25 protein-coding genes and 1 pseudogene are annotated in these 21,163 nt (G+C 34.6%); 8 read left to right on the top strand and 18 right to left on the bottom strand.

Annotation, left to right across the window (positions count from 1 at the left end; translation table 11 throughout):
- Positions 1-50 precede the first annotated feature (50 nt).
- The 5 genes from AAIE21_RS09465 to AAIE21_RS09445 form a co-directional block, all read right to left on the bottom strand.
- Positions 51-1,523 carry a 4-hydroxyphenylacetate 3-hydroxylase family protein gene (locus AAIE21_RS09465; RefSeq protein ID WP_343266544.1) on the bottom strand — a complete coding sequence of 491 codons (1,473 nt, stop codon included), beginning with the start codon at positions 1,521-1,523 and terminating at the stop codon, positions 51-53.
- Between the two features lie 216 nt (positions 1,524-1,739).
- Positions 1,740-2,891 carry a stage II sporulation protein P gene (gene spoIIP, locus AAIE21_RS09460; RefSeq protein ID WP_343266543.1) on the bottom strand — a complete coding sequence of 384 codons (1,152 nt, stop codon included), beginning with the start codon at positions 2,889-2,891 and terminating at the stop codon, positions 1,740-1,742.
- Between the two features lie 15 nt (positions 2,892-2,906).
- Positions 2,907-3,158 (bottom strand): hypothetical protein, encoded by a 252-nt coding sequence (locus AAIE21_RS09455; protein WP_343266542.1) that lies wholly within the window; start codon positions 3,156-3,158, stop codon positions 2,907-2,909.
- Between the two features lie 56 nt (positions 3,159-3,214).
- The gene (locus AAIE21_RS09450; protein WP_343266541.1) at positions 3,215-4,183 is read right to left on the bottom strand and encodes an SPFH domain-containing protein; all 969 of its coding nucleotides are present in this window, start codon (positions 4,181-4,183) and stop codon (positions 3,215-3,217) included.
- The gene (locus tag AAIE21_RS09445) at positions 4,183-4,614 is read right to left on the bottom strand and encodes an NfeD family protein (protein WP_174102159.1); all 432 of its coding nucleotides are present in this window, start codon (positions 4,612-4,614) and stop codon (positions 4,183-4,185) included. The genes AAIE21_RS09450 and AAIE21_RS09445 overlap by 1 nt, the downstream gene beginning before the upstream one ends.
- Positions 4,615-4,891: 277 nt before the next feature.
- Here AAIE21_RS09445 and AAIE21_RS09440 point away from each other — a divergent pair, with 277 nt between their 5' ends.
- Positions 4,892-6,109, top strand: coding sequence for an MFS transporter (locus tag AAIE21_RS09440; RefSeq protein ID WP_343266540.1), 1,218 nt, complete (start codon positions 4,892-4,894; stop codon positions 6,107-6,109).
- Positions 6,110-6,223: 114 nt separating this feature from the next.
- Here the strand turns inward: AAIE21_RS09440 and AAIE21_RS09435 are convergent, their stop codons facing one another.
- The 4 genes from AAIE21_RS09435 to spoIIP (AAIE21_RS09420) form a co-directional block, all read right to left on the bottom strand.
- Positions 6,224-6,670 carry an NUDIX hydrolase gene (locus AAIE21_RS09435; protein WP_343266539.1) on the bottom strand — a complete coding sequence of 149 codons (447 nt, stop codon included), beginning with the start codon at positions 6,668-6,670 and terminating at the stop codon, positions 6,224-6,226.
- Between the two features lie 23 nt (positions 6,671-6,693).
- A complete protein-coding gene (locus AAIE21_RS09430) occupies positions 6,694-7,434 on the bottom strand; it encodes a M15 family metallopeptidase (RefSeq protein WP_343266538.1) in 741 nt (246 codons plus the stop codon).
- A gap of 11 nt (positions 7,435-7,445) precedes the next feature.
- On the bottom strand, positions 7,446-7,943 hold the full coding sequence (locus AAIE21_RS09425) for a GNAT family N-acetyltransferase (RefSeq protein WP_343266537.1): 498 nt from the start codon (positions 7,941-7,943) through the stop codon (positions 7,446-7,448).
- Between the two features lie 212 nt (positions 7,944-8,155).
- A complete protein-coding gene (gene spoIIP / locus AAIE21_RS09420) occupies positions 8,156-9,310 on the bottom strand; it encodes a stage II sporulation protein P (RefSeq protein ID WP_343266536.1) in 1,155 nt (384 codons plus the stop codon).
- Between the two features lie 89 nt (positions 9,311-9,399).
- On the opposite strand from spoIIP (AAIE21_RS09420), the gene AAIE21_RS09415 reads away from it, so the two are divergent.
- Entirely contained in the window at positions 9,400-9,693 is a 294-nt protein-coding gene (locus AAIE21_RS09415; RefSeq protein ID WP_343266535.1) for a hypothetical protein, read from the top strand.
- Between the two features lie 26 nt (positions 9,694-9,719).
- Entirely contained in the window at positions 9,720-10,019 is a 300-nt protein-coding gene (locus AAIE21_RS09410; RefSeq protein ID WP_343266534.1) for a permease, read from the top strand.
- On the opposite strand, the gene AAIE21_RS09405 is transcribed toward AAIE21_RS09410, so the two are convergent.
- The 4 genes and pseudogenes from AAIE21_RS09405 to cbpA form a co-directional block, all read right to left on the bottom strand.
- Positions 10,007-10,522, bottom strand: coding sequence for a DUF1572 family protein (locus AAIE21_RS09405; protein WP_343266533.1), 516 nt, complete (start codon positions 10,520-10,522; stop codon positions 10,007-10,009). The genes AAIE21_RS09410 and AAIE21_RS09405 overlap by 13 nt on opposite strands.
- A gap of 89 nt (positions 10,523-10,611) precedes the next feature.
- Positions 10,612-10,782: pseudogene (locus AAIE21_RS09400) on the bottom strand (tRNA-binding protein); the annotation flags it as partial.
- Between the two features lie 67 nt (positions 10,783-10,849).
- Positions 10,850-12,187 (bottom strand): branched-chain amino acid transport system II carrier protein BrnQ4, encoded by a 1,338-nt coding sequence (brnQ4, locus tag AAIE21_RS09395; RefSeq protein ID WP_343266532.1) that lies wholly within the window; start codon positions 12,185-12,187, stop codon positions 10,850-10,852.
- Between the two features lie 457 nt (positions 12,188-12,644).
- Entirely contained in the window at positions 12,645-13,292 is a 648-nt protein-coding gene (gene cbpA / locus AAIE21_RS09390; RefSeq protein ID WP_343266531.1) for a cyclic di-AMP binding protein CbpA, read from the bottom strand.
- A 422-nt stretch (positions 13,293-13,714) separates the two neighbouring features.
- Here cbpA and AAIE21_RS09385 point away from each other — a divergent pair, with 422 nt between their 5' ends.
- The 3 genes from AAIE21_RS09385 (at position 13,715) to AAIE21_RS09375 (ending at position 16,671) form a co-directional block, all read left to right on the top strand.
- Positions 13,715-14,602 (top strand): hypothetical protein, encoded by an 888-nt coding sequence (locus AAIE21_RS09385; protein WP_343266530.1) that lies wholly within the window; start codon positions 13,715-13,717, stop codon positions 14,600-14,602.
- A 277-nt stretch (positions 14,603-14,879) separates the two neighbouring features.
- Positions 14,880-16,187 carry a hemolysin family protein gene (locus AAIE21_RS09380; RefSeq protein WP_343266529.1) on the top strand — a complete coding sequence of 436 codons (1,308 nt, stop codon included), beginning with the start codon at positions 14,880-14,882 and terminating at the stop codon, positions 16,185-16,187.
- A 1-nt stretch (position 16,188) separates the two neighbouring features.
- Entirely contained in the window at positions 16,189-16,671 is a 483-nt protein-coding gene (locus AAIE21_RS09375) for a DUF456 domain-containing protein (protein WP_343266528.1), read from the top strand.
- Positions 16,672-16,695: 24 nt separating this feature from the next.
- On the opposite strand, the gene AAIE21_RS09370 is transcribed toward AAIE21_RS09375, so the two are convergent.
- Positions 16,696-17,316 carry an NAD(P)-dependent oxidoreductase gene (locus AAIE21_RS09370; RefSeq protein ID WP_343266527.1) on the bottom strand — a complete coding sequence of 207 codons (621 nt, stop codon included), beginning with the start codon at positions 17,314-17,316 and terminating at the stop codon, positions 16,696-16,698.
- 111 nt (positions 17,317-17,427) lie between these two features.
- Complete coding sequence (locus AAIE21_RS09365) at positions 17,428-17,607, bottom strand: hypothetical protein (protein WP_343266526.1); 180 nt, start codon at positions 17,605-17,607, stop codon at positions 17,428-17,430.
- A gap of 188 nt (positions 17,608-17,795) precedes the next feature.
- Here AAIE21_RS09365 and AAIE21_RS09360 point away from each other — a divergent pair, with 188 nt between their 5' ends.
- Positions 17,796-18,581 carry an SDR family oxidoreductase gene (locus AAIE21_RS09360; protein ID WP_343266525.1) on the top strand — a complete coding sequence of 262 codons (786 nt, stop codon included), beginning with the start codon at positions 17,796-17,798 and terminating at the stop codon, positions 18,579-18,581.
- A 46-nt stretch (positions 18,582-18,627) separates the two neighbouring features.
- On the opposite strand, the gene AAIE21_RS09355 is transcribed toward AAIE21_RS09360, so the two are convergent.
- Entirely contained in the window at positions 18,628-19,086 is a 459-nt protein-coding gene (locus AAIE21_RS09355; protein ID WP_343266524.1) for a spore coat protein, read from the bottom strand.
- 33 nt (positions 19,087-19,119) lie between these two features.
- The gene (gene cls / locus AAIE21_RS09350; protein WP_343266523.1) at positions 19,120-20,304 is read right to left on the bottom strand and encodes a cardiolipin synthase; all 1,185 of its coding nucleotides are present in this window, start codon (positions 20,302-20,304) and stop codon (positions 19,120-19,122) included.
- Positions 20,305-20,464: 160 nt separating this feature from the next.
- Between cls and AAIE21_RS09345 the strand changes: the two genes are divergently transcribed.
- Positions 20,465-20,551, top strand: a complete 87-nt coding sequence (locus tag AAIE21_RS09345) for a YjcZ family sporulation protein (protein WP_343266989.1) — start codon at positions 20,465-20,467, stop codon at positions 20,549-20,551.
- An 85-nt stretch (positions 20,552-20,636) separates the two neighbouring features.
- Here AAIE21_RS09345 and AAIE21_RS09340 read toward each other — a convergent pair whose 3' ends face one another.
- Positions 20,637-21,143 carry an acyl-CoA thioesterase gene (locus tag AAIE21_RS09340; RefSeq protein WP_343266522.1) on the bottom strand — a complete coding sequence of 169 codons (507 nt, stop codon included), beginning with the start codon at positions 21,141-21,143 and terminating at the stop codon, positions 20,637-20,639.
- Positions 21,144-21,163 lie beyond the last annotated feature (20 nt).

Below are 21,163 nucleotides of genomic sequence, written 5' to 3'. Positions count from 1 at the left end.
TGTTGCTCCTTCCTTTTCCACTTAAAATTGTAAGCGTAATCATTATATAGTTAACTTAATGCACTTTCAGACGAACTTGTTTGCAAAGCATTATTCACAAGGGAGAGAGATTGTTGTTTTTTATACGCATTATAAAACATCCCCATTTTTCGAACTGGGTCGCCAGAATAATAACGCTCATATTGTAATAAACGTTGTCCAAAAGCTTCACCACATAAATCCCAAGCTAATTTAAATAAGTGAACCCGTTCCTCAGAAGATACCCCTTCACGCCCAATATAATATTTATGCATATCGTCTTGAATCTCTGGATTCATAAAATCGGCACCTGTTGGTGACATTAACAGCCCACCAGCACCAATGGTTTGAATAATTTCAATAGCTCGCGGATACATTTTAGGTAATAAGCTACGTATTGTATCAAGTGGTAATCTCGCAGGAACAGCTTCACCATATGCATTCGTTTCATATTCATATTCTGCCACTTGTAAGAGCGCTCGAATTGTTTCTACATCTTGCATAAGTTCCGCTAACTGATTTTGTACGTTTAAGAAACCATCTACTCCAATTGAGTCTGCTAGCTTTATAGCTACTTCCGCTGCAAAGGAAAGTTTTACTAGGCCCCTTACTCCTGATTGGTGCGCAGGCTGATGCCCAATTCCTGTTTTCGGATACAGTTGATTTCCAGCTTCTACACTTTGATAAATGAATACTTTATCCCAAGGGATGAATACATTATGAAAAACAAGTAATGCATCCATTTCTTCAAACCTTGAAGCCAGTGGATGGTCAAATAAAGAACGTTTACCATCTTGCATTGGCTCGCGACAAAGAATCCTTAATCCTGGTGCATCAATCAATACTGCAAAAGAAATTGCATGACGCTCATCACCTGGTTTAAAACTTGGATAGGAATAAATGATTACTTCATCTGTAATCGGAGCAAGTGTTGCTAGCATTTTCGCGCCACTTACATACATTCCTTCCTCCGTTTCTTTCACCACACCTAAATGCATCGTTGTATCTTCTTGCTGATGTGAAGCTTTACTTCGATCATTTTGTGGATTGATAATCGCATGTGTTAAAAACAAATCTTGATCACGTATGTGCTTATAATAATTTTTTATATTGGTCCCCCACGAAGAATCAAATTTTTCAAAAAACCATGCATTACTCGCCATTGAAGTGACTGTAACATTTAAAAAGTCTGGTGTTCTACCCATTAAACCATACGTAGCTTTTGCCCATACTTCAAACAATTCCCGGCGCGCTTTTAAATCCTCATAATTTTCCGGCACTAAAAAGGCATTGGAAACCCGTTCTCCTGTCTCTTCACATATATGGGTAATTTTGTCCTGATACTCTGGATCGTGTTGCATATCATATAATTTAGCAATTTGTAAAATCGGTTCCCGAAAAACATCTTCATTTACAACATCCGTTACTCTTCTTCCACCAATCCAAATTTCAGGATTTCTCGCCTTTAATCCTTCGATATACTGAGCCCCTGTTCGAATCGCCATTTTTACCCCTCCAATATATACATTTTGAAGTTTATTATACAAATAAGTTTAGAAATTCTAGTCAACCTCTTTAATTGACAGAATTTTTAATTATTATAAAACAATCTCTACTCGAAATGACTGCCTTATTTCACATTATGAAATTCCGGTAAAATTTTTAAGGGACATATAAAAAAGGGACATATAAAAAAGGGACAGTTCCCTGTCCCTCTTACATCATCCATTCACCTTCTCTGCATCCCAATAATATTTACTAAACGCCTCTGTCAAAACATCAATTGTGTTATATAGCTCTTCCAACGTATTATCAACACCGCCTACTTCAATGAGCATGGCATTTTTTGATAAATCCTGATTATAAACACCATTTCCATCTTTTTTATATTTCGGGAAAATCCCTCTACTTAATCCGTAATAGTTTTCATCTAAATATGAATTTATCGCTCTTGCAATCTTCTCATTATGAGAACGCCCTTTATTTTCCATCCCAATAATAAAATACAGTCTCGCATAAGATTTTCCATTAATCACTTTTGTCGTAACATTCTTTCGCCGATCATCTCTATGAATATCAATTGGAAACATAATTTTATCATTTTGCCCCAACGCTTCTTTCACATATCCATGAGATGCGGTATACGCTTGATACCATTTCCATTTCTTATTCGCTAATAAGTCCCCCATGTTTGTTTTATCATGAAGAACCGGTATTCCCTGTCCTTCCAACTGTTCTTTTAGACGCTCTCCCAAAAGCGAGACATTTACATCAGGACTTGATGGATTTTCCGCTCCAGGTAACAACGGATAGAAAGATTCCCAACTATGCGTGTGATAAATATATACGGCGCTCTCACCTTTTGCATTGCTTTTATTTTTTTGTACAGGATTCTTTTTATCTGCTTCTGTGACTTTATCTTTTGCCACTTCACGTTCTTTTGTTACCTCTTCAATTGGGACACTGGATTCGTTTGGAATATTTGTATAATCCGTTCCTTCTCCAGCTACGATAATATTAGAATAGTACTTTGACATTCCCGGTACTTCTTTCCCAACGAACGTTCTTAAATCTTGTATTTTAAGATCTGTTGCAATAGAAAATAACAAATTCCCAACTGATTCTCGTTTATTTACTTTAAAATAATCAAATGCAAAATAATGATTTTCACTCTCCAACATTTGAACAAAACCTTGCATTGAAACTTTACCAAACCACTGATTTGCATAATAAGATTTCATTGTATGTAAAAGTGATGTCACAATAGACGCCGCTACTATCACTACAAATACATATGATAAGACTAAAAATAAAAACTTCTTTCCATGTATACGAGTTGCATACTTTTTCAATATATCACCCTCTTTATACATGGTTATGTACAAGCCTTATATAATATACATTTTCAATAAACTTGTTACATTTAATACGACTGCTAAAAGGAATAATAGCGCAAACACCTTCTTATTCGTCCTATATGTGCTAATAGAACTTAATGAAAAACAAATAATATATAGCCAATGTAACCAAACAGAATAGTTTAAGTATGTATTGAAAATGATATCTTTCATGACGAAGCACCAAATCAAAACAAATGCAGTCGCTATACAAATCTTCAAGATTTTCAAAGTCTGTTCCACATGATTCCCCCCCTAAATAAAAAAGAGAAATGGTAGCCCATTTCTCTTTCTCGTTGTTATTGTTCTTTCGGTGTATCAGAAGAAGGCAATTTCTTCGCTTGTTTTTCTTTAAAAATTTCGCCAATTGCACCAAGTGTACCAAGTGTTTCAATTGCATTTGATGGGATGAAGACTTTATTAGCTGGTCCTTTTGCCACTTCAGCCAATGACTCAAATGATTTATATGCAAGAACGCGTTCATCTAAGCCAGCTTCACGTATTAATTCAATTCGGTTTTGTTCTGCTTTCGCAATTGTTTCAATTGCTCTTGCTTCCCCTTGTGCTTCTAGTTCTTTCGCTTCTCGTACACCTTCAGCTTCGCGAATACGCGCTTCTTTATCCCCTTCAGCCATCAAGATTTTACTTTGTTTTTCCCCTTCAGCGCGAAGGACTTTATCTTGTTTTGCAGCTTCTGCCTCTAGAATAATCGCACGCTTATTACGCTCTGCTTTCATTTGTTTTTCCATGGATGCTTGCACATCTTTTGGCGGATTAATATCAACAACTTCTACACGTTCAATACGAACGCCCCATTTTTCTGTCGCTTCATCAAGTGCTAAACGAATTTCTGTTGAAATTTTTTCACGCCCTGATAACGTTTCATCCAGTTCCATCTTACCGATAATTTGACGCATTGTTGCAGATGTAATATTACGAACACCATATTCATAATTTGAAATACCGTATGTCGCAAGTTCTGGTTCCACGATTTGATAGAAAATAATCGTATCAATTTCCACTTGTACATTATCTTTCGTAATAACTTTTTGCGGTGGCACATTCGTTTGTTGAATACGTAAATCATGGTATACACGAACGCGATCTACAATAGGAATTAAAATATTTAACCCCGGATGCATGATGCGTTGGAATTTACCAAACCTTTCAATAACTGCCACCTTTTGCTGCGAAATGATTTTAATTGTTAAGGCTACAAATACAACAACAATTAATGCAAAAATAATCGTTAATGTTAATCCTACCATTATGATTCACTCTCCTTTTTTACATGTAAAACTGTACTGCTCCTCTTTATAACAATGACTTTTTCTCCAGCGGAAATGGGGACATCTGAAATAGCAGTCCAAGTATCTCCATCCACTTTCACAATTCCATTCTCTTCACTTGTAATCGCTTGCATGATAATTCCTTTTTTACCAGCAAGTTTATCGACAGTATCGGTAAACCCTTTTGCCTCTCGAAAATTTTTAGAGATTCGTTTCGTAAAGAAAGTCAATGTTAAACTTACAATTGCCCCTACAATAACTTGTAAGAATAGCGCTTCTGGGGCAAATATTGCAATTAGACCTCCGACAACCGCTCCAATTCCAAGCCATAACATGTAAAAGGTAATCGATAACATTTCTGCAATAAATAAAATACCAGCTATAATAAACCAAATTACCCATCCAGCCATATGCAACCCTCACTTTCTTTTTTATTTTCTATATGTATATGAAAAAAAAGAATTGTTTATCACGTCCCCCTCATGAATATAGGACGTTTCAACAGAAGTTACTATACACATTCACTGTTACAATGAGTATTATTAAAATAGTATATTAATATATTCTTTATTATACATGAAAATCCCTGTATAAAAGTTACAAAAAATAAAATTCTTTCAAAAAATCATTTCACAGATTAAGATGAATATAGAAAAAACAATTATTTATAAGATGGAGGTATCCATATTGCCTCGGCAATCACTATCCTTTTATTGGATTTCTAAAATGTGTATCACTCTCGCTGATGTTATTTACGTAATGATTCTTACTACTCATATTTATATGACAACAAAATCAGCTACCATCACTGCCCTTTTTCCATTATTGGGAGTTATCGCGAGTCTTATTGCAAGTACATCTGCACCACTTTTAATGAACCGTTTCCCTTCTTATTCATTACTTTTTACATTACAAGGGATTAAGACTTTCCTTTTAATTCTTTTAACCATGTTATTCCCTTTGTTATCATCTAATATTGCTATTCTTCTTACGTTTATTATTCTTGTTTCATTATGCAGTGGATGGAGTTCTCCTTTATTATACGCTGTTATTCCGCGTCTCGCACCACAAGAAAAATTAGTAAAGGTAAATAGTGTCTTTTCCTTTTCAACACAAATTGTTCAAGCTGCTGCTTATTCATTCACAAGTGTAGTTGTCCTTTTAATTGGTGCTACTTCTACACTTATAATAAATAACATATTAATGATTTTTGGATGTACCACATTATATGTTTCATTACATGCTATACAAACTGAGCAAAGAGCAGAGAAATCACCTTCAAAATCTGCTGCATTACTAGAAGGCTGGAAACTTTTATTCCAACATCCCGCGCTCCGTACCGTTACATATATGGACCTAATTGAAGCATTTGCTGGGACGATTTGGATTGGCGGTATCACGATGGCTTATGTAACAACCGCTCTTCATAAAGGAGAAGAATGGTGGGGATATATTAATACAAGCTACTATATCGGAACATTAATTGGCGGAGTATTAGCCTGGCGAATGAGTACGTATATTCAAAATAACTTGATACGCTCAATGGCTTTAGGATCACTTCTATTTAGCGTACTCACTTTCTTATATGGCATAACAAGCAACGGCTTTATTGCACTGTTTCTTTGTCTTCTAATGGGACCTGCTTATCAAATTAGAGATATTTCTCAAACAACCGTTTTACAATCAAGTGTACCACCATCTCTATTATCAAAAATGTATACAGCTCACGGCACACTTACTTCAGCTGTTTCAGGACTTTCTATACTAAGCGTTGGTATTATTACCGATATGTTCGGTGTTCGCACTATCTATATCATCGCTGCTTTTCTCATTTTATGTTCCGCTTGTTTATCTTTTATGTTATTGAAACATACGAAGCAGCAAGAAAAGGACGTTTCTCTTTGATTTTGCTATTTTTTATCATATAAAACTTTAGAGAATAGAAAAAGGAGGAAATAAAAAAACGTTTTAGACGAACGAAATCCGTCTAAAACGTTTTTAGTGCATGAACAAACTTTTTTATTTCACATACATCTCTTCTAGTAAATGTACAAACTCACCTTGATTTCCTGCTAATACAGGACATTTTGTTATATCAACCCATTCATAACAAAATGTTAGGCCCTCATCTTCCTCTCCTGCACTTACGATATGTTCCCATGTATCCTTAACGTCTGTTATTAAAGACATATGAAAAAAGTGGCGTTTTTGATATTCCTGTTTTTCTTTCACATGGATGATATAATCATCAATGAAACGTTCTATACATAAATGCCGAAGTCCTGACGCTTCTAGCACTTCACGCAGTACTGCTGCTTCTAATTTCTCTCCTTCATCCACTGTTCCACCTGGGACCTGTATACCAGCTTCTGGCATATCACGATGTTTACAAACAAGCAATTGCATAATCCCTTCTTTCTCCCTCGTAATGTATGCATATACCTTTTTCTTATATAACATCGTCATCTCGGCCGTCTCCCCTTAATTGATTATTTCATGGCTTCTTCTAATGTGAGTTGATTTTCATACAAATAGGTAGCTTGCGGATTCCCTACATAGCGAACGTGCCATGGTTCATACCGATAACCCGTAATCGATTCCTTCTCTTTTGTATATCGGATGACAAAGCCAAACTTATGTGCATTTTCAGCAAGCCATTTCCCTTCCTTTGTATCTCCAAAAACAGACTCTAATTGAAATTTAGCAGATTGTGATGTAATATCCATCGCAAGTCCCGTTTGATGTTCACTTGTTCCTGGAATCGCACTCGACATCGCTGTTTTTGCTTCCCCATCTTGAATCTTATACATTGTATTGAGTGCTTTTTGCCGATCAAAAGACCTGAATCCAGAGACTGCAAAGAGAAAAATTCTTTCTTGATCACCTTGCTTGAACATGTTTTCAAGTGCCTGCGCGGCTTCTTTCCTCATCTTCTTTTTCTCTTGATCACCTTCACTCGAATAACGTACTTTTGGAATAACTAAATCTTGTGGCTTATAACGATCTGGTAGCCTTCTACTTTTATTTACAAGCACAAGTACAGAATCTGGGTTATTCACAACCGCAAGATCCCCTTCCATTTTCGCAATCGTTTCTTGCACTCTTGGAAATACAACGCTACTATTTACCTCTTGTGCCTGTTTATCTTTATACATTTTATAATTAATGCCTGCTACTCCAATCAAAATTGCAACTACTACGACACTAAGTAGTGTCCATCTTTTTTTCATAAAACGACCTCTTATTTTAATAATTTGGCCATATAATACTCATCGATATTTTTCCCATCAACGATAAGAGAAGCTTTTTTGATACCCTCTTGTTCAAATCCTACTTTTTTATATAGTGCTTGTGCTCGCGTATTATGGGCCATTACTGTTAACTCTAAACGCCATACATCATGTAATCTTGCCCATATTTCTACCTCTTTAAACAAAGCTCTCCCAATTCCTTTTCCGCTATATTCTTGTAAAATCCCAATCACAATGGCTGCTGCATGCGTATTTCTTTGCACATCACCACCATTAGCTAAAATAAATCCAACTAATTGTTCCTCTTCTACTGCTACAAATATTGTAGAATTATAATTTTCGATAAAGCGTTTGAGCATATTTTTTTGTTGCTCCACTGTTGTATCCCGTTCACCTGGTTCCAATAACATATAAGAAGTTTCTTCATCCAATTGTTTTCCTAACTGTAAAAATGTCGCTGCGTCGTCTACTTGAATTTCTCGTATCATCTCTATCACCCTGTCGATTTTATGATGTGAAAGTTTTTATCTATAAAGAGAATTTCGATATTTTTTTACGAAATACCTTTCTATTTTTTATAGGGGAAATAGACAAATTTCGATATTAGTATAATGAAGATGAAATTCTTTTTATAAAAAGACCTTGGTTCCTATTTCTCTCTTCTTTTTGAACACAAAAAACGTAAGCATTTCGCTTACGTTCATCCATTCACCTTTTCCGCTTGCCAAAAATATTCACTAAATGCTTTTGCCAATACATCAATGGAACGATTTAATTCTTCAGATGTGTTATCTACACCTCCTACTTCAATTAAAATTGCTTGTCCTGACAAGTCCTGATTATAAACACCGTTCCCTGTTTGAAACCCCTTTTGTATAACCCCTCGACTTATCCCAGGATATTCCTTATTAATCGCTTCATGTAGTGCAGTTGCTAATTGTAAGTTTTTGGCGTAATTTTTATTCCCTTTTCCAATGACAAAAGCAAGCTTTGCATACGATTTATCTCCAATTGCTTTTGTCGTGACATTTTTACGGGCACTATCTCGGTGCAAATCAAAAAAGTATTGTAACTCTTTATTTCCTGCCATTGCCTCCTGTACAATTTCCCGAGACATTTTGTAAGAACTCGTATCATTCAACCCTCTACTAATCAGTCTCTTCCCAACATCTGTTTTATCAAGAACTGCTCCTATTCCTTCATTTTCTAATTGTTCACGGAATCTATCTCCGAAAATAGAAATATTCGTCACAGAACTCGTCGCTTTATTTGCGTTTGGATTATTTGTCAAATTTAATAACGGCAAATAAGACTCCCAACTGTGAGAATGATAGATAAATGCAACTTGTCTTTTCCCCGTCGTTTGGGAGGGCTGTTTTTTTTCTTTATTCGTATCCGGTTTCGGAACCTGTCCAGTTTCTCCCGTTCTTTCCTTCACCAATTCTTCAAGCGGAACACTTGATTCTATCGGTAAATTAGAATAATCAGTCCCTTCACCGGCAATGACAATTTCTGTATCATATTTTCCAAACCCAGGAAGTTCTTTTCCGACGAAACTACGCACATCATCAAAACGAATATTTGTCGCTGTTGAAAAAAGAAAAGATGAAATCGAAAAATCTTGATTTAAATTCCGATATTCTTGTGTAAAATAATGATTTTCCTTTCCAATCACATACATATACCCATTCATTGATAACTCATTCAACCAACTATATAAATATGCTGACTTTGTTTCTTTCAATGAAGTCACCATCATACTAATAAGAAAAAAAGTCGCTAACATCATAAGGACAACAAATAAAATAAGCTTACGTACACTTGTTAATTTCACATAAAAAAAGCCTCGATTCATAACATCACCCTCTCTGTTCCAACTTATGTACAAGCTATAGAGAATAGACCGCCTAAATTTCGGCTATATTGTCATAGAGGTGAAATGAATTGAAGCTAATAATCGGTATCATTCCTATTGTTTTATCATGTGTTTTTTTATTATTTGCAGCACACCCTAAAGCCCGTGCTTTCTTAGATATTTGCGCGTACCTTTCATTATATATACTTGGTATACTAATTGCTTTTAACATATATGATGTTGTGCTTCACGGCTTAGTATTTATGACGACCATCCACGGTATTTTATTGAATCCATTATTTCTCATCACCGGGGCCTATGTAGGAGTATATTTTTTATATCTACTTATTTATAAACTAGTAACAAGTTTAAGAAGGACATAATACTTATTTGTAAATGGAGTGTAAAAATGAGAACCACTTTTATATGTCATAAATGCCAGAAAAAAATTATCAGAAAGCAAGATCTTATTACCACAATGTTTTACATACGCATCTACTTATTTCACAATACGTGTTTTGGCCAACAATTTTTCTTTTCTAGTTTTCTTCCTATTAATACGCTATTTGGAATATATTTTATTTTGTATACCCTCGTTGTAGGGAGTATTTTAACCATAACTGAGCCATCAGTTATTTGGATTTTCTTTTTAACACCTGCTTTATGCCGTTTAATTTCTTACTATTATATTGAACGTCACTTTCGTTGATAACGATTAGACTGTCCTTTAGGAATACTCAAACACTCCCACTCTTCTTTCTTTAACATTTTGCCAACATAAATGATTTGTCCAACATGTAAAGCGTAATGAGCAATTTGTCTCTCAATTGCTTGCATAACACTATGTGCTTCACCTCGAATATGGACGAGTGTTAAGAGGTCTTTTGAAGTTAATGATTGCAGCGCTTGAAAAACATAATCCCAGCCTTCTTGCCATGCTATTAGCGTCTCTTCTTTCGAAGCATAACTCCCCTCAAATTCACCATCACGATTGCGATCTAATTTTTCACCATCTGCCGTTAAAAAATCTGTCCATCTTGAGCGCATATTCCCATGTAAATGTTTGATTATAATCGCAATACTGTTTGCTTCTTCATGAGGTGTCCAACTTATTTGTTCATATGATAACTGTGAAAGTGTCCGTTCTCCTTGCTTTTGCATCGCCTTAAAGTTTGAAATTGCACATTCTAAATAGATCTTTCCAATATCCATTTCTAATCCTCTCCCTATTAACTAATTAGTGTTCCATTAGGGATTTCTATATCTGGCTGCATTGACCACTCCCACGGCTAAAGTACATGGTCTTTCCCGCTCACCAATTCTGTAATTTGAGCACTGGACTGCCTCATACCAAGTTCACCAAAGTCAATTTCCAGCTTAATCGCAGGTACACGCGCTTCTTTAAACTCTTCTGCTTTTTTTATCATTCCAACGCGTAAATCTAACTGTAAAAAGTCTTCAAAATTAGCCATTTTATCATTCCTTCCAAGCTAATATTTAGACAAAACATATGAATTCCCTCTAAAAAAAGAAAGATGCCTAAGCACCTTTCTTTTGTAACTCACTTGATTCACTTGGTCTATATAAGAAGTAACCAATGACTCCACCAATACATGATGGTAGTAACCACCCAATTCCTTCCTTGTATAAAGGAAGCATTTGCAGGACATTTGTTATGGCGTCAAACTTAATATTCGCGCTTTCTAAACCGTTAAATACACTGATTACTAACGCACCCAAAATCGCACCGATATATATTGTATTTCGCTGTCCAATCCATTTATGGAAATATGACAGTACAATTAATACGATTGCAACAGGGTAAATAATCATCAATACTGGTAATGTTACAGCAATAAGCTGTGTTAACCCTAAGTTTGATACAACTAAACTAAACACACATACCAATGTTACAACCATTTTATGTGATACTTTTGGGAATAAGTTTGTAAAGAATCCCGCACATGCTGATGCAAGCCCAACTGACGTTGTTAAACAAGCAAGTGTAATAACAAGGCCTAACAATACTTTGCCACTTGTTCCATATAGCTCATTTACAACTTTCGTTAAAATAAGACCTCCATTATCAGAAACACCAAGTGATGTACTTGTCGAACCAAGATAAGCAAGTGATAAATAAATTAATGTTAAACCTAATACAGCAATAATTCCGGATACAATTGTTGTTTTTGCAATTTGTCCGCTCTCTTTTATTCCTTTTGAACGAATAACTTGTACAACAACGATGCCAAACACAAGTGCACTAATGGCATCCATTGTTAAGTACCCTTGAATAAATCCACCAAAAAACGCATTCTCTTTATATGCTTCTACAGGTGCAGCGGGCGCCCCAATTGGATCGATAATGGCTTTCCCAACAATTACAGCAACAATTAATACTAATAACGGAGTAAGAAACTTTCCAAACCAATCAATCAATTTTGATGGGTTTAGTGATAAGTACCACGTAATACCAAAGAAAATTACTGTGTAGAGAAACAACATGTACCATTCTGAAGCCGTTGCTTCTGTTAAAAATGGTTTCATTCCCATTTCAAAAGAAACCGCTCCTGTACGTGGGATGGCAAAGAATGGTCCAATTGCTAAATAACTAATCAGTGGAAAAATAAATGCAAATATAGGATGTACTCTAGAGGATAACGCTTTCAAGTCCCCTTCTACAAAAGCGACAGCTGTTACGGCTAATAGAGGGAGTCCGACTCCTGTTACAAGGAATCCGATTGTGGCAATCCAAACATTTTCTCCTGCTTGTTGACCTAATACTGGTGGGAAAATTAAATTTCCTGCTCCTAAAAATAATGCAAACAACATTAAACCGATCGCTATTGTATCTCCTGGCCTTAATCGTCCCTTCATCTCTCTTTTGCATAGCATGTCTCTATTGTTTTTATCTCTTTCACAATATGCTATGCATCCTCCTCTCTATCCATGTTGATTATATATGCCCCTCAAAAAGCAATGTCTTTCCCCATAATTTCTCCATTTCCCCTTTTTCTTACTCCAATCAATGAATTTTGATTTTTTTGAATATTCAAAACATCAGAGTGTTATATCACAGAGTTAATAAGTCAGACCTCTTTGCTTTTGTCACACATATAGTAACACATTTAGTTGAAAAATAAAAACATATTTTTTATAGGGAATTTTTTGAAAAACTAAATAGTATGCAAACCTTTTTCATCTATTATTCTTTTAGGAAAATATTTTATAAATAAATAAGTAATCATTCATTTTATTATTTTAAAATAACGACATTTTTTCTTCTTACATATAATGAAAAGCCATCTAAATCATACAGATGGCCTTTCAACTTCTACTCTATCGTTTCCACTTCACGTGGATTTTTCATTTCTTCCACGTATACAACACGAAATCCGTAATCTTCTAAATCCTTTAGTAAAGTCTCTAACCCTTCTTCTTTAAACTCTTCACCCAATGTAAACATAATTCTGCGTACTAATAACGCATCATTATCAAATGTCATTAAACTTTGAATACCACTATATTTTTTCAAAACTGTAGATAGTTTTTGAATCGCTCCATTATAATCTTGAGTTCCTACCATAACGGAATACTTGCTAGAATGAACTCCCCATGCATCCTCTAATAGCTCAAACACCTTTTTATGAGTTAGAATTCCAAGAAATGTTCCTTTCTCATCAATAACGGACAAATATGGTAGCTTTTTAATTGTAAAGAACACTTTAAAGAAAGAAGAATCTTCTCTCACATATCCATCTTTATCGTTTAATAATTCTGATAAATCATCTTCTAACGATCCTTTATATTCTAAAATATCTACTTTGTACACATTCCCTAGAAATTTCTCTTGCTTTTCATCTAAAACTGGTACACAACGATAACCCGTTTTATTTAAATGATCCAGTGCTTCTCCAACTGTAATTGAATCCGAACAAAATAATACTTCTTTTTTAGGCACATAATTTCCTTTTATCCTCATAAAGAGCCTCCTTATGTTAAAATACTTTCTGTGCCATAACTATATTATATTTTCAGAAAAAAATAAATATTTTATTTTACTTTTCTGAAAACTTTTCATATTGTTGTCATGATTTGTTCATGAATGATTCACTTTTAAGAAATTTAATAGAGTTTCATTCTGTACCTAATTGCTGACTAAAAAATTCATTCCACATTACCGTGCAGGAAGCCCCCTACTAATGGAAGTTTCACTTTATAAATGAATTTTTACTTTTTATCACTATATTACCCTTTACAAATAACGACAGACTGGCTGTAAATAAATTACTTAGTATCGCAACTTATACCCATATGTAAAGAAAAAGATATTGTAACTTATCCAAAAAAGCGCTAGAATAAGAATAAGAATTTTCTGAATATTCAAAGAGTAGGTGAGTAATTATGTCTCCATTATTTCGTTCTTACACATATCGCTTTGTAGCTGGTTTCCTAATCATTCTCATCATAAGCCCTCTTCCCGCTATATTATTAACACATGAATCTTCTTATTTAAAAAGTTTACTTGGGATTTTTCATAATTTTGCTCATTTCCCGTCCATTTCTATCCCAATGATTGATTGGATGCATGAATCCATTCTTTTTTCATCACAACCTATTATAAATTCAACTACGGCGTTACATGTTCCAGGACAATCTACACTTCTATTTCCCTACATGTGGGAAGTATACTTTTTATCGATTGTTCGCTTTACATTTACACTCACAATTGGTTTTTTCATTAGCCTAGCAATTGGGCGTTTATTCTTAAAGGCACCAAAACAATTAAAAAAGTACACTTCAATATTGCGCTGGATTCCATACTCATTCAGTACTGCCTTATTACAATGTGCTATTATCTTAATTTCTTTATACATTGCAAAGTACATAACAATTCCATTCCTTTCTTCCTTTATTATCATCTGTAGTACATCAATGATTATCGTTATACAGGCAATCAAAAAGTGGATTCCATTTTTAAATAAAACTGAAGAACATAATATACATGATTCATCTTTTCTCATTAATACGTTATTTATGGCAATCGTTTCAAATCATAAGTCTGTTTTAAGTTCCATTATTTTGTCATTCTTTTATATGGAATGTATTTTTCATACGAAAGGATTACTACAACTTATTATTCAATTCGGAGGAAGTTCACCAACTGTTGTCACACTTGGACTGCTACTCATTTATATTCCGTACATTATTCTTTCCTTTCTTCAATCCATATGGACAACAAACCAATCTAAACATCAGACTTACGCTATTTCAAAAACGATGATTAAATAATTAAACTATCTCCCTCCTTTTAAAAACGGAGGTTGCAACAGTTTTTAAATAATTAATAAAAAACTATAAAACATAAATAGTTTTAATTAGATTTTTTAACTAGGGTTATTCCCCTTTCATTCCGGGTAAAATACCAACAAATTCACGAATGATTAGAAAAACATTCCAATATTTACTCATTTCCTTTGACTATTATTTTCATTTCGATTTATTATAAAAGTATAACATACTTGCAGGAGGTGACATCTTTATTCCCACTTTGGAGTAAAGAACACACTTGGACATATTAAATATTTTTCTCATTTTTTTACTTATTCTCATTTCCGGCTTTTTCGTCGCATCTGAATTTGCAGTTGTAAAAGTACGGAAGAGTCGAATTGACCAGCTTGCCAATGAAGGGAATAAGCAAGCATTAGCTGCCAGAAGCGTTGTATCTAACTTAGATGTATATTTATCAGCCTGTCAGCTTGGTATTACCATCACTTCTTTAGGACTTGGTTGGCTTGGTGAACCAACTGTTGAACATTTACTACGTCCATTATTCGAAAAAATAAATATTACTGGAACAATGGCTAACACACTATCGTTTATCATTGCTTTTAGTATCATTACTTTTTTCCATGTTGTATTGGGCGAACTTGTTCCAAAATCTTTTGCAATTCAAAAAGCTGAAGCAATTGCATTAAAATTTGCTAAACCACTCATTTGGTTTGATAGAATCATGTACCCTTTCATTTGGTTACTTAATAGTACAGCCGTATTCTTTACAAAACTATTCGGCTTAGAACCAGCAAAAGAAAATGAACTTGCTCACTCAGAAGAAGAATTACGACTTATTTTAGGTGAAAGCTTTAAAAGCGGTGAAATTAATCAAACTGAATATAAATATGTTAATAATATTTTCGAATTTGATGATCGTGTTGCCAAAGAAATTATGGTTCCTCGTACAGAAATGGTTTGTCTATCTACCGAAAATACATTAGAAGAAAATATGGACATCGTGGCATCTGAAAAATATACACGTTATCCAATTATTGAAAAAGATAAAGATGATATTATCGGGATGCTAAATACAAAAGAAATTTTTCACGATCAAACAAAGGGAATTCACAAACCTTTAGAAGCGTATATACATCCGGTCTTAACTGTATTTGAAACAGTACCAATCCGTAAAACATTAATTCATCTTCAAAAGAACCGTGTGCAAATGGCAATTGTAATGGATGAATATGGCGGGACAGCTGGACTATTAACAATGGAAGATATTATTGAAGAAATTATTGGTGAAATTCAAGATGAGTTTGATGCAGATGAATCACCAATGATTGAAAAACGCACACCAAAACTCACTGTACTGGATGGCAAAGTACTCATTTCAGAAGTAAATGATATGTTTGGTTTACATATTGATGAAAGTGATTTAGATACAATTGGTGGCTGGCTTCTATCCCAATCCGCTGATTTAAATATCGAAGTTGGCTATTCGATTGAATATGCCGGTTTCCAATTTAAAGCGTTAGAGCTTGACGGGCATCAAATTAAGAAAGTTGCTGTACATAAACTAGATAGTAAAAAGGAGATATAAATTGACTGTTTTATTAACCCTTTGTATAATTGCTTGTTTTATCGTATCATTTATTGCGTTTATCTATCCAATCATCCCTGGCATACTTGCACTGTGGGCTGGATATATCATTTATCATTTTGGTATAAATGGCGGGGAGCTAACAACAAGTTTTTGGATCATTCAAATCATTTTTACCATCATTATTTTCGTTGCTGATTTTATTGCAAATGGATACTTCTTGAAGAAATATGGGAGTACCAAATGGAGCGAACGTGTAGGAATGATTTCTATTATTATCGGTTCCTTTTTCTTCCCACCATTTGGACTCATTATCATTCCATTTCTATCTGTTTTCGTGACAGAAATAATGCATAAAAAGACACCGCACGAAGCGTTTATGGTCGGAATTGCTACAGTTGTCGGCTTTTTAAGCAGTACAGTGGCAAAAGCGATTTTACAAATTATTATGATTATCATTTTTGTATGTTACATTCTTTTTTAACCATCCCTTATAAGGGATGGTTTTTTAATACGCAATACCTATGCGGCTATTTTCATATACTTCTTCTTTGGTTAAAGACCACGCAAAACGCGCCGTATCTCCTACCGTAATTTTCGATCCATCCAGTGGTAACATATTCGTCTCTGTCCGGTACGTACCTGTTTCTTCACCATCAACTAAATGTGTAGGACAAACAATCGTCCAGCATAGCCCACTATTTTTTAATGCTATATAAGCTGATAAATGATCCTCAGCAGCTATGGTACTTCTTCTTTTTGATTCATCCGATTGAAACCGATATATCTTCAGATTTGTTCGCGCTTGTAAAATGCCAGCAGTTCCTATTGTAATAATCCTTGTTATCTTATCTTCTTTCATATGTTTTATAATACTAGGCATGCTGTCCGATAAGGTTCCATTTCCATCAGTTCCAAGAGCACTTAAAACGATATCAGCCCCCTTTAAAGCTTTCTTCACATCATTTTCCTGTAATACATCCCCTTCTACTATATGTAGATTGTTATGTTTTACTACAAGCTTATTTTGATCACGAACTAATACTGTAACATCATTTGAATCTTGTAAAGCTAGTTTCATTACCTGTGATCCAACTCTTCCAGTTGCTCCAAATATACATATTTTCATTTTTCTTCTCCTTGCTCTCTATTTCTCTCTATTTTTTCTCAAAAACGAAAAATATACAACTAAAAAAACTTCCTCATCACCTGAGGAAGCTCCACTATACATAATATGCTATTATTTTTTTTCCTTTGAATCTGAAGAATTACTATCCTTACTCGTTTCTTGATCTTTCTTTTCGTCTTGCTGTGTTGTTTCTTCATCTTTCTTCTCTTCATCACCATTATTATTACAACCTACCAGAAATAAAGAGCTCGCAAGTGCCATTACAGTTAAAGATTTAACCCATTTATTCATTTGCTTATCCCCCTTTTGATAGAATATGTACAATCTCATATTACTTCTCTTTTTTGAAGGAAATATGAGAAAAGAGTAAAGATACGGTAAATGTTTGTAAATTTTCTGATAACACCAATCTTATTTTTTTAATTTCGCAGTGTTTTCACATATAATAAAAGTACTATAAAACAGAAAGGTTGATACATATGGAACTTGGATTAGCTGGAAAAACTGCTCTAGTTGTCGCTTCTAGTCAAGGGTTAGGAAAAGCAATTGCTACGGAGCTCATAAAAGAAGGAACAAACGTTATGCTACTGAGTCGTAATGAGGAAAAGCTAGCATCTTTACAAACAGAATTGATTGCCCTTAATAAAGGTACTGCCATGTATACAGTTTGTGATGTTACAAATAAAGAAAGCATAAAACAGGCGGTAGAATATACTGTACAAACTTTTGGTACAATTGATATTTTAGTAAATAATGCAGGTGGTCCTAAGCCCGGTACATTTGAACAATTAACAGACGAAGATTGGTACAATTCATTTGAACTTAATTTATTAAGTTACGTTCGTATGATTCGTGAAGTACTTCCATATATGAAACAGCAAGGCGGAAAAATTATTAACATCGCTTCGTCTTCTATTAAAGAGCCGATTCCTGGATTACTATTATCAAATACATTCCGCGTGGGCATTACAGGGTTAGCAAAAACGTTAGCATCTGAACTTGCTCCATACAACATTTTAATTAATACGATTGCTCCAGGACGTATTGCTACAGACCGCATCGCTTCTCTCGATGAAACAGCTGCTGAAAAGCGCGGAATTGCCGTAGAAGACGTTCAAAAACAATATGAATCAATTATCCCTCTTGGAAGATATGGTCGTCCTAATGAGTTCGCTACATTTGCTACATTCCTTGCATCTGATGCAAATACTTATATGACTGGGCAATCATTCCTTGTTGATGGTGGAATGGTAAAAAGTTTATAATTCTTATACAAAAAAACAAGACGGCCACTATTCCGTCTTGTTTTTTCTATGCAAATTTTTCATCTTCATATATATGTTCAATCTTATATTCTTTCTTCACAACATATTGCCACACACTATATGCATAACGATTCATTTTAACGAAGCAACTTTCCAAAAAAGAACGAAATTCTGGATTCGCAACTTCTACTGCAACTTGAGCAAACCTAAGTGCTAATCTTTTTAAATTTGAAATATAGGCAATAGCAATTTCGGTATCGCTTTTACTAGTATTTTTCATTGGTATGTTATTTTGTATAAGGGGAGAACCCAGTTGTTCACAAATTATATGCTGTACATTTTCACCCTCTTGAAAATTCACCTGTTCATTGTAAGCTTGTAAAATATAGGGCAAATGTTGTTTTAATATATCTCCTAGTTCTTCATCATTCACCTTATTCATACACTCACCAATCATATGAATCACTTCATAACTACACTTCATTAATTCTTCCATACATCTCATATTATAGCTCCCCCCTTTCTCCTAAATATATGCCTATAAATAGAAAGCCAGAACATTTGCTATCTTTGCTAGAAACCAATCCCAACTATTTATTTTGTCGAAATCTTTATCCGTTAATCGTTTAGAATCATGAAAATCCTTTTGTAATTTCCCCCATACTTGAGCAACGACTGCTTCATCATAGATAAAACAATCTGACTCTGTATTTATATAAAAACTACGCATATCAAAATTTGCTGTCCCTACATCAGCGGTTATATCATCAATGATTGTCACCTTTCCATGAAAAAAACCATCTCGGTATTGATAAATTTCCGCTCCAGCATCTAGCATCTTTTTTAAATGTGGATAAGCAGCTTGTTTTAATAACAGAGCATCACTTTTAAAAGGAACTAGAATCTTTACAGCAACTCCACGCTGCAATGCCTCTTGCAAAACGCTCATCATTTCTTTTCCTGGTACAAAATATGGCGTTGCAATGATAATTGACTTTTTAGCTCGCTTCAGTAGTGCACTATACTCTTTCCAAAATCCTTTCCCATCAGAAAATACATACCGATATTTTGCACTACCTTCCGCAGAAGCCCCTTTATATAAAGAAAGCTTTTCACCAGTATCTGCATGCCAATCTTCTGCAAATTTCCGCTCCATATCAATTGCGCCATCTCCTTCAATGCGCAGTTGATAATCACGCCATCTCCCGAATTTAGGATCCTTCCCGAGATACTCCTCTCCAATATTAAAACCACCGACATAAGAAATTTTCCCGTCAATCACTGCAATTCGGCGATGATTACGTTGATGTAATGAATAAAAAAGATTTTTCAATTTAGGCTTTTTACTAAAAGTAAACTTAACACCCTTTTCTTTTAACCGTTGAATCACTTTTTTCTTAATTTTATAGCCACCAATTCGGTCCACCGATAATTTCACATCCACACCACTCGATGCTTTCTTCTCTAATAGTTCTAAAAATTCACGACTGACTTTATCCTTACCTACAATATAAAAATGAAGATAAATAAATTTTTTAGCACGATTGATATCTTCAAACATATTCCGGTATAAATCTTCCCCATTCGCAAATGACTGGAAACTCCCCTGCCGAATTTGTGATATTTCAAGTTGATTCGCCATTTTCTTCCCCATTTCTAGATCGATGTTCATCCATATGAATATCCCTACGATGCATAACAAAATGGCTATACATTTTTTCATGGATAAAACCCTTTCTTCAAAAGCCGTTATTTCTATATCTTTCCTTTTTCCCAAGTTAACATACAAGAAAAATCCATAATTTCGTGATATGTGTCCCTGTCAAACAAAAGTGAATTTGCATATTGTATGTTGTATCTTACAATAAAAGGAGGAAATAACAATGGGATTCGCATGTGGCAATGGTTTTTCGTTACTTGTCGTACTATTCATCCTCTTAATTATCGTCGGTGCAGCTTGCTTTTGCTAGTTAGCTCTTCTAAGGCGATATGTAGATGAAAAAACTATAAAAGCGGACACCTAAATTTAGGTGTCCGCTTTTCATTTCAGGTCACTTATAAAGTTAATAACGTTGCAATTTTCTTACTTTCTGCTTTTCGAATATGACGTTGCTGCGCACGTAAAACAGCAATCTCATGTAGTTTTTTCTCTCCTTCTGTTTCCGGAATGACACGCGGAACAGGAACTGGATTATTTTCTTTCCCAAGTGCTACAAATGTGACAAAAGATGTTGCTGCAATTCGTTTTTCACCAGAAATCAAATCTTCCGCCACCACTTTTACAAATACTTCCATCGATGTTCTCCCGGTCCAAATAACAAACGATTCATAGCTAACACAATCCGTTGAACGAACTGGATGTAAAAAATCTACCCAGTCCATTGATGCCGTTACACATTCCATTCGTGAATGCCTCGTTGCTGAGATAGATGCAATCATATCCATCTCAGCTAATATCTTACCCCCAAATAATGTATTATGATCATTTAAATCTGTCGGAAAGACACGACTTGTTTTAAAAACTCGTGATTCATTAACTGTTTTCCCCTTTGTTTCTTCCATTTCCTTCACCTCTTTAATTC

Origin of the sequence: Paenibacillus sp. 102, assembly GCF_039549175.1 — a bacterium.
Taxonomy (GTDB): Bacteria; Bacillota; Bacilli; order Bacillales; family Bacillaceae_G; genus Bacillus_A.
Note: the sequence above shows the minus strand (reverse complement) of the source record. Positions and strands in the feature narration are given on the sequence as shown.